This is a genomic window from Streptomyces sp. NPDC001744 (assembly GCF_042892575.1).
Lineage (GTDB): Bacteria > Actinomycetota > Actinomycetes > Streptomycetales > Streptomycetaceae > Streptomyces.
In genome coordinates this window covers 1-15,152 of record NZ_JBIAUG010000041.1, presented here as the reverse complement: position 1 = coordinate 15,152, position 15,152 = coordinate 1, and the positions used below count along the sequence as shown (strand labels likewise).

Below are 15,152 nucleotides of genomic sequence, written 5' to 3'. Positions count from 1 at the left end.
CGGGCCAGATGCTCCACCCGACGCATCGGCACCATCGTCCAAGCCATCCACACCCTCCTGACCTGCAACTATTCAGGATGAAAAAGGCTCACTGACCGACCGGGACGGAAAACCGCTGCGGTCGGTGGATCTGCGGCGGCTGCGCAAGACCTACAAGTCGAGGGTGTACCTCCAGACAGGCGGAGTGCTGCCGGACTTCACCAGCGGGCACACGCCGCAGGTCGCAGGCCGCCACTACGCGGACATCCCCGCCCACGACGAGATCCACGATGCCACGGTCGAGGCCGGGCTCACCCAGGCCCTCGCCGTCACTTTGTCCGCCCCCGTCGTCCTCGACGACGAGGGCAACCGTCTGGACGACGGCGAAGGGGAACTCGCGCCCGAAGCGGTCACGGACGCGTTGTCCGGGGCGACGGACGTGTGGGTGTCGTCCTGCACCGACTTCTTCGCCTCCCCCTGGGCGAACAAGCCCGGTGCCCCTTGTCCGGTGCCGCCGTGGGTGTGCCTGGAATGCACGAACGCGGTGTTCACCAGCCGCCACCTGCCCGCCGTCCTCTCCATTCTGGACACGATCGAGCGCCAACGCGAGGAGTTCCCCACCGCCGAGTGGACCATCCGCTTCGGCCAGGCCCACGAGCGGATCACCACCGGCGTGCTCAACCGGTTCACCGCCCGCCAGATCGCCACCGCCAAGGCGATCGCCGAGGCAGACGGCGCACGCCTGGCGCTGCCGACGGCCTTCTTGGAGACGATTCGATGACCGCGGCCCCAGCGCGGAAGAAGCCCGCCGCCCACCGCTACCCACGCGACACCGACTTCGTCCTGCCGTGGCCCTGACCCAGGGCCACAACAATCGCGGCCCGAGAGTTGGCGAAGACGTATGGGACCTACGGGACTTCATCCCCCGCACCAGCCGGCAAAAGTTCGTCCACCTCACCGGTGCCACCGGCGACCTCGAGCGCCGCACCATGAAGGAATACCTGTACGCGCGGCTGCGCGTCCCGGTCGGCCGGCTGGCCAAGCCCATCAAGGTGACCTGGCTCGCCGAGGAAGGACGCAACTTCCTGCGGACCATGCAGACGCTCGCCGCGATAGGCGTACCCCGGCTGCAGGACCTGCGCAAGGAGCACCTCGACTCCTTCCTCACCCACGTACGTCCCTTCGGGCCGAACACCGTGGAGAACCAGATCATCACACTCAAGGCCATCGCCGTGCTCGGCGACCACTTGAGCGGTGACCGGCTGGAGTTCGTGCCCTGGCCCTACCGCTCGGCCAGACAGATCTCAGGGCTGCAGCAGGGGGAGGAGAACACCACTGCCCGCATTCCCGAGCAGATCATGCGGCCCTTCCTGACCGGCGTGGTCTTCTACGTGGAGAGCGCCGCTCAGGACGTGATCGCAGCCCGCCGGGAACTGGCCCGAATCGACGCGACCGCAGTTCCCAGGAGCGGCCAGGGTGAGGCCCGCCGGAAGTTCGAACAGTTCATCGCCGAGCGCAGAGCCCAGGGCCGCGGCATCCCTGCCCTGCCGCTCGAACGCCACGCTCGCAGGCCAGGTGCCTCCGTCATCGACGGTGTGGTCCAGGCACCAAACCTGTCGATGGTCGAACTGCTCACCCAGGTCCGCAGCGCCTACCACCTGCTCCCTCTACTCAAGGACGCGGGAAGAGAGCTCGGCTACGAAGAGGGGGGCCTGCCCTTCTCCAGGGCAGACTGGCCACCGACGGGCCGCCCATGGCGGCCCGAGTTCAGCCGGAGCACTCTTGAGGCGGAGACCTCCTACGTGCGCACGGCCTGCTGGGCGGCGATCGCCTATCTCTCCGGCATGCGGGACGCCGAGGTACGAGACCTGCGGCGAGACTGCGCGCGAGTGGAGACCGCCGCGGACGGCCGCCTGCGGTACAAGATCCACGGGCGGGTCTACAAGGACCGCAAGGTCACCGGTGAGGAAGCCGACTGGGTGGTGCTCGATCTCGTGCACCGGGCCGTAGAGGTCCTGCTGGAAATCGACGACGACCCCACGCACCTCTTCGGCTACACCGCTCCCCACGGCTCCCTGGGACTGATGATGCACATACCCCAGCGGCTGAACGACTTCCGGGACCACCTCAATGAACTCTTCAGAGACGAGGAGGGCCCCTTCGTTCCCGCGCCCGCCGTCACCGGCACAGACGGTCCTGATCCGCAAGACGAGGACGCGACGGCGGCCAGAGACACCGAGACGCCGCCGGCCGAGCCGATGGCCTGGCGGTTCGACACACTGCAGTTCCGCCGCACACTGGCCTGGCACATCGCGACCCAGCCCTTCGGGATGGTGGCAGGAACCCGGCAGTACAAACACGCCAGCTTCGCGATCTTCGAAGGATACGCGGGGACTTCGGCGTCCGGCTTCGCCGATGAAGTCGAAGCCGAGAAAGCCACGGCCAAACTGGACTACGTCGAAGACCTCTACCACGACTGGAACGAGGGAGGCCAGTCAGCAGGCGGCGCCACCCAGCGTATCGAGGCCGAGTTCGACCGCATCCGGGCAGAACTGGGCGACCTGCCCGGAACGGCCGCGAGCCCCGAGCGTCTGCGCACGATGCTGCGGCACCTGAGCCGCACCCTGCACCCCGGCGTCCTCAACGACTGCTTCCACCAACCAGCCACAGCCGTGTGCGAGAAACGGTTCAGAGGGCTCGGCCGCCCGCTACCCATGCTGAACATGTGCCTGACCTGCCCGAACTCGCACCGGTCGTCGGTCCACCTGCCCCGGCTCCGCCAGACGCGCGACAGCGCGGCCGACGAACTCGGTGACGCGAGGGGACTGCCGGCCCACCAGCAGAGCGCCATGAGCCACTTCACCGCCACACTCGACTCGCTGATCGACGAACTCCGAAAAACCACACGACCGGAAACCCCCTGATGACCAGCCTGCAAAGTACACATTCCGCCTTCGCCCGGCTCAGCCGTGACAACAGCCTGACCGACACGGACCGGGCAATCATGCGGGCATTCGAGCAGATGATGGGCGACCGCCCGGAAATCTCCGACGGCTCACTCACCGTGGTGAACATCGCAGCCGAGGCCGGCATCTCCCGAGCCTCGTACTACCGATCGCCCGTCGCGGCAGCCATCAAAGAGATCCTGGCCGCCCCCACCACCCAACGACCAGAGCTCGACGAACTCAAGAGCGAGGCAGCCCGCTTGCGCAAGGAACTGCGCAAGCTACGCCGCCAGAAAGCCGAGGAGATACGCGAACTCAGGCAGACGGTCGCCACATACGCGAACCACATCCAGGTGCTGACCTTGCGCAACGCCGAGCTGGAGGCGGAGGCCACCGGCCTCCGTGGGCAGATCGAGGAAGCAACCGGCGGCACAGTCCGAGTCATCCGTCCGCATCACGAGCCCTAGAGATCGCGCCGCCTGCTCGCACGCACAAGAGGTGGCTTGTTAGCAACCCTTCCGCACGCATCGCGCGGAGGCGTCTATGAGGGCCACACCTCGTTGCCTGCCCTTCCAAGACCCTCGGGGGACCCGGGGGGGAACGCTTCTGCAAGCAAAGTGGTACAGCTTGCAAATATCTACGCAGAACAGCAGTTCGCGCCCACCTTCCGGCCAACCTCGTTACACATAATCATTATCCGTACACCCTGAGTGGGCAGCTGATTAGGCTTCATGCAGCGGAGGCGCCAGCCCGTACGTCGTGGGGGGCTTCCATCTTTTCTTGTGCCGCGAGTAGAGGGTTGGCCTGCTGTGACTGCACGCGTCGAAGATGTACGAAAGATCCTCGTCCAGGCGGCTCCGGGAAGCACGGTCGATCTCCCGGTGTCCGTGTTCACCGACCCTGGCGCCGCGGCGCTTGTCTTTCCAGGTGGCACCGTACGGATTGACGGCGCGGTGTGCGATGCGACGGCCCTAACGGCCGGCGGGCGGACCAGGACCACCGCGTCCCTGGCACCGGTCGATGTCGCGTTCACCACCGATGGCGAACGGATCACCGGAACGCTGGCCAGAGTCGATCTCGGGGAGGGGCGCGGCCTGGTCCTGGTCGACGGCGCTCCCGACGGTACGGATCTACCGCCTGGGGCCTGGGCCCTGATGGATGGCCGGGTACTGCGACTGACCAGGCGTACTCCCGCGCCGCCAGCTGACCCCGACCGCCTGGACGGCCTGGGCCGCGCCCTGCCCGCCAGGCAGCCCCGCAACCGGGCAGAGCGCGACAGCGCCCCTCAGGCACTGGTCACCGAGCACGGCATTCTCACCCCCCGCCCCGGGCCGCAGCGCCGCAAGGGGATGCGGGTCCTGGAGGCGCCGTCGGTGCGCGGCTGGTCGCCGATCGGTACCCCGGGCGGCGACAACGGGTTGAGCGTCGACTACTACAACCCGCCGCTGCGGATCGCCGGCGCGCTGACCGCGCTGACTTACCCCGAGGGCTACGACGCGGTGGTCGGCGGAGTGTTGCTGGTGGACACCGGCGCGTTCAACGGCTCCGCAATGGGTGCCTACGTCGTCCCGAGCAGCGGTACGGATCCGTCGCTCTTCGCGTATGGCTCGCTCGGCAGCCAGGTCGGCTTCGGTCCGCCGCTGTTCCAGGTGCGCGGCATCTCGGCCGGGTTCGGCTGGAACAGCCGGGTGCGGGTGCCGGCGGCCGACGCGCTGGACGACTTCCCGTTCCTTGTCGCGCTCGACAACCCCGGGGAGATTGGCGTCGGTGACGAGGAGGTCAACCCGGTCGAGGTCCTCGGGGCGCTGATCGGCGGCGGAAATCCGTGGGTGCGGCCGCAACAGGGCGATCTGTGGTTCGCGGCGGGCCTGGCCTTCGACTGCTTCGAGACGTTCAGCGGCCGGGCCATGGCGCTGGTGCAGACCGGCTCCGACCTGACGATCAGCCTGCTCGGTGCGGCCGGGATGCAGCTGCCCACCAAGAGCGACAAGAAGATCGCCCGGGTGGAGATCGGCATCGAAGCCACCCTGCGTCCGACGGCCGGGGAACTGAGCATCGGCGCGGCGTTCACCGAGAAGACCTTCCTCATCGACCCGAACTGCAAGCTGCGCGGCGGCGTCGGCATGAAGTTCTGGTTCGGCAACCACGACAACGCCGGCGACTTCGCGTTCATGCTCGGCGCGATCCCCGCGGGCCGTGAATTGCCTGCCCGCTACCCCCGTCAGCAGCCGGCCGGTCTCACCTGGGGTCTCGGGGCGACCGTCAGCATCACCGGTAACGCCTACGCGGCGTTCACTCCCAAGTCGCTGATGGCGGGCGGCTCCCTGGATGTCGTCTTCCAGTCCGGCATGCTCCGCGCCTGGCTCACCGCCCGGGTGGACGCCCTGCTGGAGTGGAACCCCTTCTACTTCGACGTCGGCATGGGCATCCGGGTCGGGGTCTCGGCGACCATCAAGGTCTGGTTCGTCAAGATCAGGATTTCGATCGAGGTCGGCGTCAGCATCCGGATCTGGGGCCCCGCGGTCGGCGGCGAAGCCACCGTCCACCTGTGGTTCATCTCCTTCACCATCGGCTTCGGTGCCGGGCGACGCGACCAGACCCCGGCGCTGGACTGGGGTGGGTTCCAGGGCATGCTGCCGCCGCCGGAGAACATGGTCCGCACCACGGCGATCGCCGGCTACACCGGCGAGGGCGCCCCGGCCACCCGCGGCGCCGTCAAGCCGTGGCTGGTCAGCAACGGCGGCTTCACCTTCACCGCCGACACCCAGGCCCCGGTCAGCAAGGTCTACCTGAACCAGGGCACTGACACTGTCGAGGCCGCATCCGACAGCGCCGTGGACATCCTGCCCATGCACGTGCGCGGCAAGGGCAGCGAGCTGCGCATCTGGCTCACCTACAACGGTCAGCCCGCCACATTGGCGCCCTGGGGCCGCTCCGCCCAGTACGGCAACGTGCCCAACGGCCTGTGGGGCCAGCAGCCTGACGCGCCGAACGACGGGATCATCCCCGACCGGATCCTCGGAATGCGCCTGACCTCACCGCCGGTCGACCACGGCACCTCCACCGGTTTCCTCGACGAGCGGGCCATCTCCTTCGACCCGATCAACCCCGACGGCAACCAGCCGCTCTCCGGAGAGCCCGCCACGGGCCCGGTCCCGAGCCGCCCCGGCGGCGTCATCGCCGCTATCCGGGACGGCATCGACACCCTCGCCACCCGCGACCACCGGGCCGCCCTGGCCCAGGCGCTCACCGGCCTCGGCGCGAACCTCGGCACTCCCGACACGGACCTGAGCGCCTACGCCCAGGCTGCGGGCACCGCCTTCACCGCCGAGCCGATGCTGATCGCGGCCGGCTGACCCCGCACGCCACCGCAGGCCCGCCCGGGTCGTGCCCCGGGCCGGTCCGCGATGCCGCGTGCCCTGCGTCCGCGCCCCGCCCTCACCCGCCCGCCGCGTCCTGTCGAAAGGCACGCCCGTGACCACCACACCCGACTCCGCATCCCGACCGCGCACCAGCACGCCGGAGGCGCAGCACCGCACCCGGTTCTTCGACCACCGCATCCCCTCCCTGTACGCCGGCCGGTACCGGATCGACAACCGGCAGACCCTCCGGGACGTCGGCGGTCAGGACCGCGTCATCGACGCCACCCCACAGCCCTTCGACGTCGTCCAGCCGCGCTTCAGCTTCGACCCGACCGGCATCAACGCGCAGTTCCCCGTACCGGACGCCGTCGGCACCTACAGCCAGACCCTCCCGCACATCAACCTCGACGCTCCCGGCCTGCCCTGGAACCGTCCCCTGGGCCCCGGCCAGCCGGCTGCCGTCCCGTGGATGGCCCTGCTGGTGTTCCGCGAGGACGAGCTGCCGGAGGACCCGGACGCGGTGGGCCTGGTCAAGGCCGGAACGGTGCGTCGGCTCCTGGACGGCGCCCTCGGCGCCGGCAAGCCCCCGGCTCTGTCGCCGGAGAGCATGCGCCCGGACGAGTACGACGAGCAGTGCGCCACCGTCCTCGTCCCCGGCGCCTTGTTCGACGCGGTGAAGCCGCTGCCCGGTGAGATGGGATACCTCGCGCACCTGCGCGAGGGTGGGCGCCCCGACGCGGCCCGTGCCGGGGACGACGCCGAACCGGACGAGGGCGAGCTGAACGCCGTCCTCGTCGCCAACCGCTTCCCCGCCGCCGCAGGCGGGCGCCACGCCGTCCACCTGGTCTCACTCGAAGGGTTCGACCAGTACCTGACGGCCCCCTCTCCCACCGGGGGCGTGCGCCTGGTCTCCCTCGCCTCCTGGTCCTTCACCACCGAACCCGACTCCGGTGTCGGCTTCGGTGACCTCGCCCAGCACCTGGCCACGGCCGACGGCATCACGCCGCGCCCCGCGGACGACCTGCGCCTGCGCGTGCCGACGACCGGCCCGGCCAGTGCCACCGGACCGCAGAAGGAGGCCCTGGAGCGGATGGCGAGCGGGGCCGTGGCCCTCCCGCAACGCCTGGAGACCGGCGAACGCACCTTCTCCTTCTACCGCGGCCCGTTCACTGCCCAGCCCGCCCAGGAGCTTCCCGAGCCTGCCGCCACCCGCCTGGGCTCCCCGGGCGAGGCACTGGTCTACCTGCAGCAGTACGGCGTCTTCGACACCTCCTACGCCGCCGCGTTCACCGCCGGGCGTACGCTCGCGCTCGCGGATGCCGAGTTCCGCAGCGCGCTGCTGGAGTTCCGCTCCGCCGCCCGTACCGCAGCCCGCCGTCTGGCCTCCCACCCGGAGCTCGCCGCCCAGGCTGCGACGGCGCTCAGTGCCCGCCAGCTCACCGCGCCCCTCGCCTTCGAGGCATTCGACCGGCTCCTGGCCGACGGTGACACCCGCTCCGGTGGCGCCCGCCTCGGCCAGGCCCTCGACCAAGCCGGCCCGCAGCTGCGCGCCGGCCGGCGCCGTACCGCGGCCCGCAGCCGCCGCACCATCGGCGACGCGCGTGCTGTACTCGCCCAGCCCGGCGTCGCGAGCCTGCTCACCCAGGCCGCCCCGGGCGAATTCGCGAAGGTCACCGTCTGGCTGGACGCGCTGCGCCGCTTGGAGCTGCTGGGCCTGTCCCACCTGGTGCCGGACCCGAGCGCGCTGCCGGCCGAGAGCATCCGCTTCGCCCACATCGACGCCGACTGGGTGCGGGCGGCCGTGGACGGTGCGCTGAGCGTCGGCGTCGGCCACACCCTGGACGCCGACCTCAACTCCCTTGCCACCGTTGGCGGGCCGGTTGCGAAGTGCGCGGTGCTGATCAACTCCAGCCTGGTGCCGAACTGGCCGAACACCATCGTCGCCGCCTACCAAGGCTCCGAGGTGGTGGAACCGGTGCGTGACGCGGTGTTCGGCACCGAGATCCGCCTGCTGCTCTTCCCGAAAGTCATCGACCGCTTCGAGCTGGCCGAACCCCCGCGCGGCCTGTGCTTCGGTCTCAGCGACATCGGCACCATCGAACTGCGCCAGATCACCGGGGACCGGATCGGCCACCCCATGGGCGAGTTCCCGCCGCCGCCCCCCGCAGACGACAGCCGCTTCCGCCGCTTCCTGCGGCCGGGCGAGCACGACGTCCTCAACGTCGACGGCACCGGTGACGCCCTGGTGCCCGCCCTCTCCCAGGCCCACGGGCTCACCGGAGGCCGGCGGATCTCCTCCGCCCAGTTCGCCCTGCAGATGATCGACGCCCCGCAGGCGCAGACCTTCTCCCGGCCCTGATCCCCATGTCCCCGCGCCGTACTGCCAGGCGCTGACCGAAAGGACTACGGGCCATGTCCGTGGACACCACCCTCATCGTGCCGGTCGAAGTCGCGGCTCTCGCCGTCAACCGGGCCACCCGCGACACCGCAACCCCGCACGTCTTCCACCGGTGGATCACCAACTTCAAGAACATCGGCGAAGGCGTCCCCCCGGAGCCCGCACCGTTCTCCAGCCCTGAACAGTGGACCGGAGAAGAGGAGCGCCTCGGCGTCTATCTCCAGTGGGAACTGCCCGACGCCCTCACCCGGGGCAGCCACGACGAGGAGGAAGGCATCGGCGACTTCCCCCTCGTACCCAACCGGTGGTTGGTCGTACGCCATGCCGACAGCACCCGCGCGCTGAAGGCGTGGATCGTCCAGAGCGACTACCTCGACCCCATGAACGGCACAGTCTCCTTCCAGGACCCCGACAGTGAGGAACCCGCCGCGACCCTGATCGGCAAGTGCCACGAGCTCACCGGTCCCTGGCAGGAACCGGCCGACGCGCACGCGCCGTTCCTCACCGCGATCGGCCCCGGCCTGCCAACCTTCTCGGTCTTCCAGCCTTACAACAGCAACGTCTTCTCCATGCATGACACCCTCCTGGACACCCCTGAGGGTGAGCTGCCCACGCGGGAACGGCTGAGCTACCTCGTCGCCGGCTGGTACGCGGACCCCTCCAGCGACATCCTCGCCGGTACCGACGACCTCGCCGCGCTGCTGGAGCGCCTAAGGTGGCGGCCGCCCGTGGACTCCGGCAGCGGCATCCGCTCCTCCGTCTACTCCGGAACCGTCCTGGGCCTGGACTGGGACCTTTCCGGCCCCGTCCCCGACTCGCCCTGCCCGGCGCCCGCCGACGTCACCCCGATCGTGTCCAACAGCATCGCCGAAGCCGTCGCCGAACTCGGCGCCCAGGCCGGCGGCGAAGGCACGTTGTCCGGGGAGGAGGCCGAGCTGTTCCGGGCGTTCCTGCTCGGCGGTATCGACGCCCTGGAAGAGCGTGACCGGCCCGAGGCCGACATCCTCACCGACCGCCGCGCCCACGACCATGCCTTCGGCCCCGTCGCCGGCGGATACCGCTGGTTCATCGGCGAACGCGGCGAGGAGACCGGCCGCAGCCTCTCCCGCGCGGCCCGGGCGGCCGAAGCCGACACCGTCGCCGACCTCAACCGCCGCCAAGCCGTCCACGACGCCACCGAAGCCGAACTCGACACCGCCCGCGAACACCTCTACCACCTGTGGTGGCTCAGCCGCCTGAAGAAGAAGCCCGCCGATTTCACCGGCCGCATCGACGACGAACTTGACCCGTCCAACGCCGACGGCGCGGCCGGACGCGTCGTCGCCCTCGCCCGCCGGCTGGTCGAACAGCGCGCCGAATTGCCCTGGGGCAAGAGCGAAGCGGACCTGGCCGCGCGCATCGACACCCTCTACCCCGCATACGGCGCCCGGGCCGCACGCCGCCTGATCCGCGTCCCCGCCGAGGACTTCGAGTACAGCGCCGATCCGGTCCTCACTCTTCAGGGCGCCAACCTCCACGCTCCCCTCACCCGCGACACCGCCCTGCCCTGCCGCACCCCCGAACGCCTGGTCACCCGCGCCTCCGGCATCACCACCACCGACGTCGCAGCCACCGCCGCCCAGATCAACCTCACCGGACAGCAGCCGCCCTGCTTCCCCGCGCTGCTCAGCGAGTTCCTCATCCTGGATCGCGCGCTGAGGACCGGCGCGATCCGGGACGTCACGGGAACGCTGCCCGAGTACGGAATCACGCCGTGGACGATGCCCTGGCAGCCGCTGTTCCTGCTGTGGAAGGCCGAGTACTTCCCCCTGCCGGTGCGCGACGGCGACGAAACGCACTGGGACTTCATCGACGGCTCCCGCTACCAGTGGAACGGCACCGGAGAGCCCGGCACGCCGCTGGTCGTCTCCGGCCGCCAGATGCTCGCCCCCACCGCAGGCCACATCGTCGACGGCACCCTGCAGAGCTACGCCCGCGTCCGCGACCAGCTGTCCGCCGACATCCTGCGCCAGGTCCGCACCCAGGCCCGTGAGGCGGACTACCTCTCCCAGACCCTCGACGGCTTCGGTGCCGGCATCGCCCAGCGCCAGCCCCTGGCCGGCCTCCAGCCCGCCGGCGAGCTCGCCGACCTCATCGGCAACGGCGACTACCCCCCGCCCGACCCCGGCCCCCTCAAGGCCAGCGACTGGGACCCCGACCCCGTCTCCACCTTCCAGGACCTGCGAGCCGGGCAGCTCGCCTTCCTCGACCTGGCCGTCGTCGACCGCTTCGGACGCTCCGTCAACCTCATCACCAACGCGACCCACTTCACCCCCGAGATGCCGGACACCATGCGTCCGGCACACCCCGTCAGCGATCACGATCCCGACCGGCTGGTCGAACTCGCACCCCGTCTCCTGCAGCCGGCCCGCCTGCGCTTCGACTTCCTCGCCGCCACCACCGACGAGGACACCGACCTCACCCCCGGGGGCAACCCGGTCTGCGCCTGGCTGCTGCACAACCGCCTCGACCAGTCACTCGTCGTCCACGCCCCCGACGGCGCCGCGCTCGGAGAACTGCGCGTCACCCTCGACGAACACGGGCAGCGAAAGGTGACCTGGTCGGCCCTGCCCGGCTCCGCAGTGACCCAATTCGAGCAACTGGAGGCGCTCACCCGGCACACCTACCAGCTGCTGCACACCGTGAAGACGCGCGGATCCGAGACCTTCGACGCCTTCCGCGCCACCCTCGACCGGGCCCTGCAGACCATCGACCCCGACGGCCCGGCCGACCCCGGCCTCGGCTTCCTCCTCGGCCGACCCCTCGCCCTGGTCCGCACCCGCCTCACCATGAACCTCCGCGGCCCCCTACGCACCGACGTCAGCTGGGCAAACCTCTTCGAACCCTCGCCCTCCCAGCTGCCCGACTACCCATGGGCCATCCGCCTCGGCGAAGCGCAGCAGACCGACGACGGCCTGGTCGGATACGTCCTCGGCGACGACTACGAGCACTTCGAGACGGTCGTCGACCCCGCTGCCGGCGGTGGCGAGTATCTGCGGCCGATCGGCGACCGGCCCAGCCTGGAGCTGGACTTCGGTGACAACAACACCGCAGTCGCCACCGTCCTGCTGGACCCGCGTGCCGCCGTGCACGCCACCACCGACATCCTCGCCACCAAAAAGGTCTTCGTCCCCCAGGAGTTCACCGGCCAGGCGATCGCCCGCATGAGCGTCAACTTCCGCACCGGTCCGCTCCTGGCCGCCACCACCGCCCTGCGCGGCCCGCAGGACGAGAGCGAAGAGACCGTCCTCATGCCCACACCGGCCGGCGTCATCGGCACCTGGACCTGGTCCGAGAACCGCGCCGGCACCTGGGAGAAGCTGCCGATCCTCAGCCAGGACCAGTACGACCTCCCGCTCGCCGAACCCGAGATCCGCTCCGGCTTTCTCACCCTCGACGACGCCGCCGCACACAGCCGCACCGACCACTGACAACCATCACCACCGTGCCGTACCCGCCCCAGACCGGGGCCGGCACGGCACGCGAAGCAGAAAGAGCACCCAATGACCGTTGTAATCCAAACCCAGGACGCCGACACCAGTGCGGAGGCCGAGCCGCTGCTGGCGTACACCGTCAGCACCACCCCGAGCCCGCTCAAGGCATCACCGGAGAACCCGCAGGTCCCCGAGGAAACCGGAGAGGTGATCATCTCTGTCACTCGGCAGAGCGCTACTCCGGCCGATGTCGAGTGGATCAGGGTGAAGGTGCCAGCCGGGACGATGGCGCCCGACCTCGCCACCGACCTGACCAAGATCAGCCCGCGGATCAGCCTCACCGGCTGGACCGTGCGCCTGGACGCGGCCGCCAAGGAATTCGTCTGCGCGCCCGCCGGCAGCCACGCGCCGATCGGCCCCGACACCGGATTCACCATCCAGCTCTCCGACATCCCCATCAGCCGCAAGGTCGGCACCGCACCCATCGAGGTGACGGAATCCTCCCGCACCGACAGCTCGGCTTTCAAGGACCGGCTCACCGTCTTCAACCTCGGCAAGTTCCCCGCAGACTTCTACCTGCGCAACTTCCTGTGCGAACCGTCGATCATCAACAACGGCGGCGACGTCAAACTCACCTGGGAACGCTCCGCCAACGCCACCTACGAACTCCTCTACGGCGACGTCAACCGCGACGTCACCCACCGCACCAGCCTCGACATCGAAGGCGTCAAATCCGACACCACCTTCTACCTCCGCGCCACCACCGGCGACCCCACCAACCCCGTCGTCCGGATCCTCACCACCCAAGTCACCGTCCTCAAACCCGACGTCGAAGTCGGCGACCTCACCGTCCACGGCGCTGTACAAATGATGCAGAACACGGTTCTGGCCGCGCCGCCGCAGCACTGGAAGACCTACGAAACCACCGCGCCGTCCGACGGGTTCCTGTTTGCGGCCTGCAGCCTTGGAGCAGTTGATGTGAACGTGGGCCAGTTCAGCACTTCTCTCAACTCGGATCGCCAGGCCGCCACTCTGGCTGTGCCGAAAGGGGCGACCATCCGGGTGCGCTGGAGCGGCGACCCCGGACATGTCCGTTTCCAGTCGTACTGCTTCGGCGACACCCCCATGCCGGCGTGGCTGCGTATTGACTGAGAGACCGGTCAACAACACCCGCCTCTGATGACCGAAAACGCGGCGCTGCCACCCTGACTGGGCGCGCTCCGCCAACACCCTGGACATCGCTCCGACATCAGTGGCCATACACACGCGATGTTCTATCCCTTCGGGCGTGCTTCTGATCCACGTCGATGGGGCGGACTCTTTTGTCCTGCGCGGTCCGCAAGAGCGAGGAGACCGTCCTCATGCCCACGCCGGCCGGCGTCATCGGCACCTGGACCTGGTCCGAGAACCGCGCCGGCACCTGGGAGAAGCTGCCGATCCTCAGCCAGGACCAGTACGACCTCCCCCTGGCCGGAACCGAGATCCGCTCCGGTTTCCTCGCCCTCGACGACGCCGCCGCCCACAGCCGCACCGGCCGCTGAAAACCCTCACCACCGTGCCGTGCACGCCCCTCGCCGGGGCAGGCAGGGCGCGCAACACCGAGAGAGCACCCCATGACTGTTGTGATCCAGACCCAGGACGCCGACACCAGTGCGGAGGCCGAGCCGCTGCTGTCGTACACCCTCACCACCACCCCGAGCCCGCTCAAAGCCTCACCGGAGAACCCGCAGGCCCCCGAGGAACCCGGGGAAATCGTCATCTCCGTCGCCCGGCAGAGCGGCACCCCGGCCGACGCGGAGTCGATCAGGGTTCACGTCCCTGCCGGAACGATGGCACCCGACCTCGCCACCGACCTGACCAAGATCAGCCCCCGGATCAGCCTCACCGGCTGGACCGTACGCCTGGACGCGCCCGCCAAAGAATTCGTCTGCACACCCGCCAGCAGTCACGCACCGATCGGCCCGGACACCGGATTCACCATCCAGTTGTCCGACATCCCCATCAGCCGCAAAGTCGGCACCGCCCCCATCACCGTCACCGAAAGCTCCCGCACCGACAGCGACCCATTCGAGGACCGGACCACCGTCTTCAACCTCGGCAAATTCCCCGCCGACTTCTACCTGCGTGAATTCCGCTGTGAACCGCCCATCATCCCCAACGGCGGCGACGTCAAACTCACCTGGGAACGCTCCGCCAACGCCACCTACGAACTCCTCTACGGCGACGTCAACCGTGACGTCACCAACCGCACCAGCCTCGACATCGAAGGCATCAAATCCGACACCACCTTCTACCTCCGCGCCACCACCGGCGACCCCACCAACCCGGTCACCCGCATCCTCACCACCCAAGTCACCGTCACCAAACCCGACCTCGACATCGGGGGTCTCACCGTAAATGGACCCACGCAGCTTTTCCAGGCGGCGCAGAAACTTATTAATACGCATGAAGCCGTTACTATTAACACAGTAGCGCCAAGCGATGGCCTGCTCTGGTTCTGGGTAACCAGTAAAGAAATTCGGTTTAGCGTAGAGCCGCACGGATCTGGAGTCATCACGGCTGGCACTTACAACACGGATTATAAGGATCAAAAGCGGGTCCTTGTTCCCGTTTGTAAGGGCGATAGAATCTCGATCAGTCGCCCTGCTTGGGGCGGGGACGCCTATTGGTTCCCTTTCGGTGGCCTTCCCCTGCCCATCTGACTCCCGTGAGGTCACGCCAGGCCGCCCGGAACGAACAGACGGATGACCATCGTGTGCGGGCTCGCAGAGCGGCTGTCGGGCCGCGCCGACCCCTCCGGTGTGGGTCCGCCGAGCAAGGGCCGACCGTTGTACGACCGGCCGGAAGCTCGGGCAACGGCCGCAACGTCACTTCACGGAAGCCAGGTAGTGGGCGGTGCCCCTAAGGGCTGTCCCGTAAATGATCTCCAAGTCGTCCCGGGCATCGTTGGTTGTGGTGTGATTGCCTGGTCTATCCGGCGAGGGCGAGGTTGTGC

The 15,152-nt window shown here is 69.0% G+C and carries 9 protein-coding genes and 1 pseudogene; all 10 read left to right on the top strand.

Features of this window, described 5'->3' with window-relative positions:
* Positions 1 to 81: pseudogene (locus tag ACFYZY_RS29510) on the top strand (IS5/IS1182 family transposase); the annotation flags it as partial.
* Positions 82 to 124: 43 nt separating this feature from the next.
* Positions 125 to 760, top strand: coding sequence for a hypothetical protein (locus tag ACFYZY_RS29505; protein ID WP_388700235.1), 636 nt, complete (start codon positions 125 to 127; stop codon positions 758 to 760).
* 67 nt (positions 761 to 827) lie between these two features.
* Complete coding sequence (locus tag ACFYZY_RS29500; RefSeq protein WP_388700233.1) at positions 828 to 2,903, top strand: hypothetical protein; 2,076 nt, start codon at positions 828 to 830, stop codon at positions 2,901 to 2,903.
* Positions 2,903 to 3,391 (top strand): hypothetical protein, encoded by a 489-nt coding sequence (locus ACFYZY_RS29495; protein WP_388700230.1) that lies wholly within the window; start codon positions 2,903 to 2,905, stop codon positions 3,389 to 3,391. The genes ACFYZY_RS29500 and ACFYZY_RS29495 overlap by 1 nt, the downstream gene beginning before the upstream one ends.
* A gap of 486 nt (positions 3,392 to 3,877) precedes the next feature.
* Positions 3,878 to 6,280 (top strand): DUF6603 domain-containing protein, encoded by a 2,403-nt coding sequence (locus ACFYZY_RS29490; RefSeq protein ID WP_388700228.1) that lies wholly within the window; start codon positions 3,878 to 3,880, stop codon positions 6,278 to 6,280.
* A 118-nt stretch (positions 6,281 to 6,398) separates the two neighbouring features.
* On the top strand, positions 6,399 to 8,645 hold the full coding sequence (locus ACFYZY_RS29485; RefSeq protein ID WP_388700226.1) for a hypothetical protein: 2,247 nt from the start codon (positions 6,399 to 6,401) through the stop codon (positions 8,643 to 8,645).
* A gap of 53 nt (positions 8,646 to 8,698) precedes the next feature.
* Complete coding sequence (locus ACFYZY_RS29480) at positions 8,699 to 12,154, top strand: hypothetical protein (protein WP_388700223.1); 3,456 nt, start codon at positions 8,699 to 8,701, stop codon at positions 12,152 to 12,154.
* 72 nt (positions 12,155 to 12,226) lie between these two features.
* Positions 12,227 to 13,309 (top strand): hypothetical protein, encoded by a 1,083-nt coding sequence (locus ACFYZY_RS29475; RefSeq protein ID WP_388700221.1) that lies wholly within the window; start codon positions 12,227 to 12,229, stop codon positions 13,307 to 13,309.
* A 155-nt stretch (positions 13,310 to 13,464) separates the two neighbouring features.
* Entirely contained in the window at positions 13,465 to 13,698 is a 234-nt protein-coding gene (locus ACFYZY_RS29470) for a hypothetical protein (RefSeq protein WP_388700219.1), read from the top strand.
* Positions 13,699 to 13,770: 72 nt separating this feature from the next.
* Positions 13,771 to 14,859, top strand: coding sequence for a hypothetical protein (locus ACFYZY_RS29465; RefSeq protein WP_388700216.1), 1,089 nt, complete (start codon positions 13,771 to 13,773; stop codon positions 14,857 to 14,859).
* Positions 14,860 to 15,152 lie beyond the last annotated feature (293 nt).

Coding starts and splice junctions, on each gene's coding strand:
- ACFYZY_RS29495 (WP_388700230.1), top strand. CDS start 2,903: ATGACCAGCCTGCAAAGTACACATTCCGCCTTCGCCCGGCTCAGCCGT.
- ACFYZY_RS29480 (WP_388700223.1), top strand. CDS start 8,699: ATGTCCGTGGACACCACCCTCATCGTGCCGGTCGAAGTCGCGGCTCTC.
- ACFYZY_RS29475 (WP_388700221.1), top strand. CDS start 12,227: ATGACCGTTGTAATCCAAACCCAGGACGCCGACACCAGTGCGGAGGCC.
- ACFYZY_RS29470 (WP_388700219.1), top strand. CDS start 13,465: ATGGGGCGGACTCTTTTGTCCTGCGCGGTCCGCAAGAGCGAGGAGACC.
- ACFYZY_RS29465 (WP_388700216.1), top strand. CDS start 13,771: ATGACTGTTGTGATCCAGACCCAGGACGCCGACACCAGTGCGGAGGCC.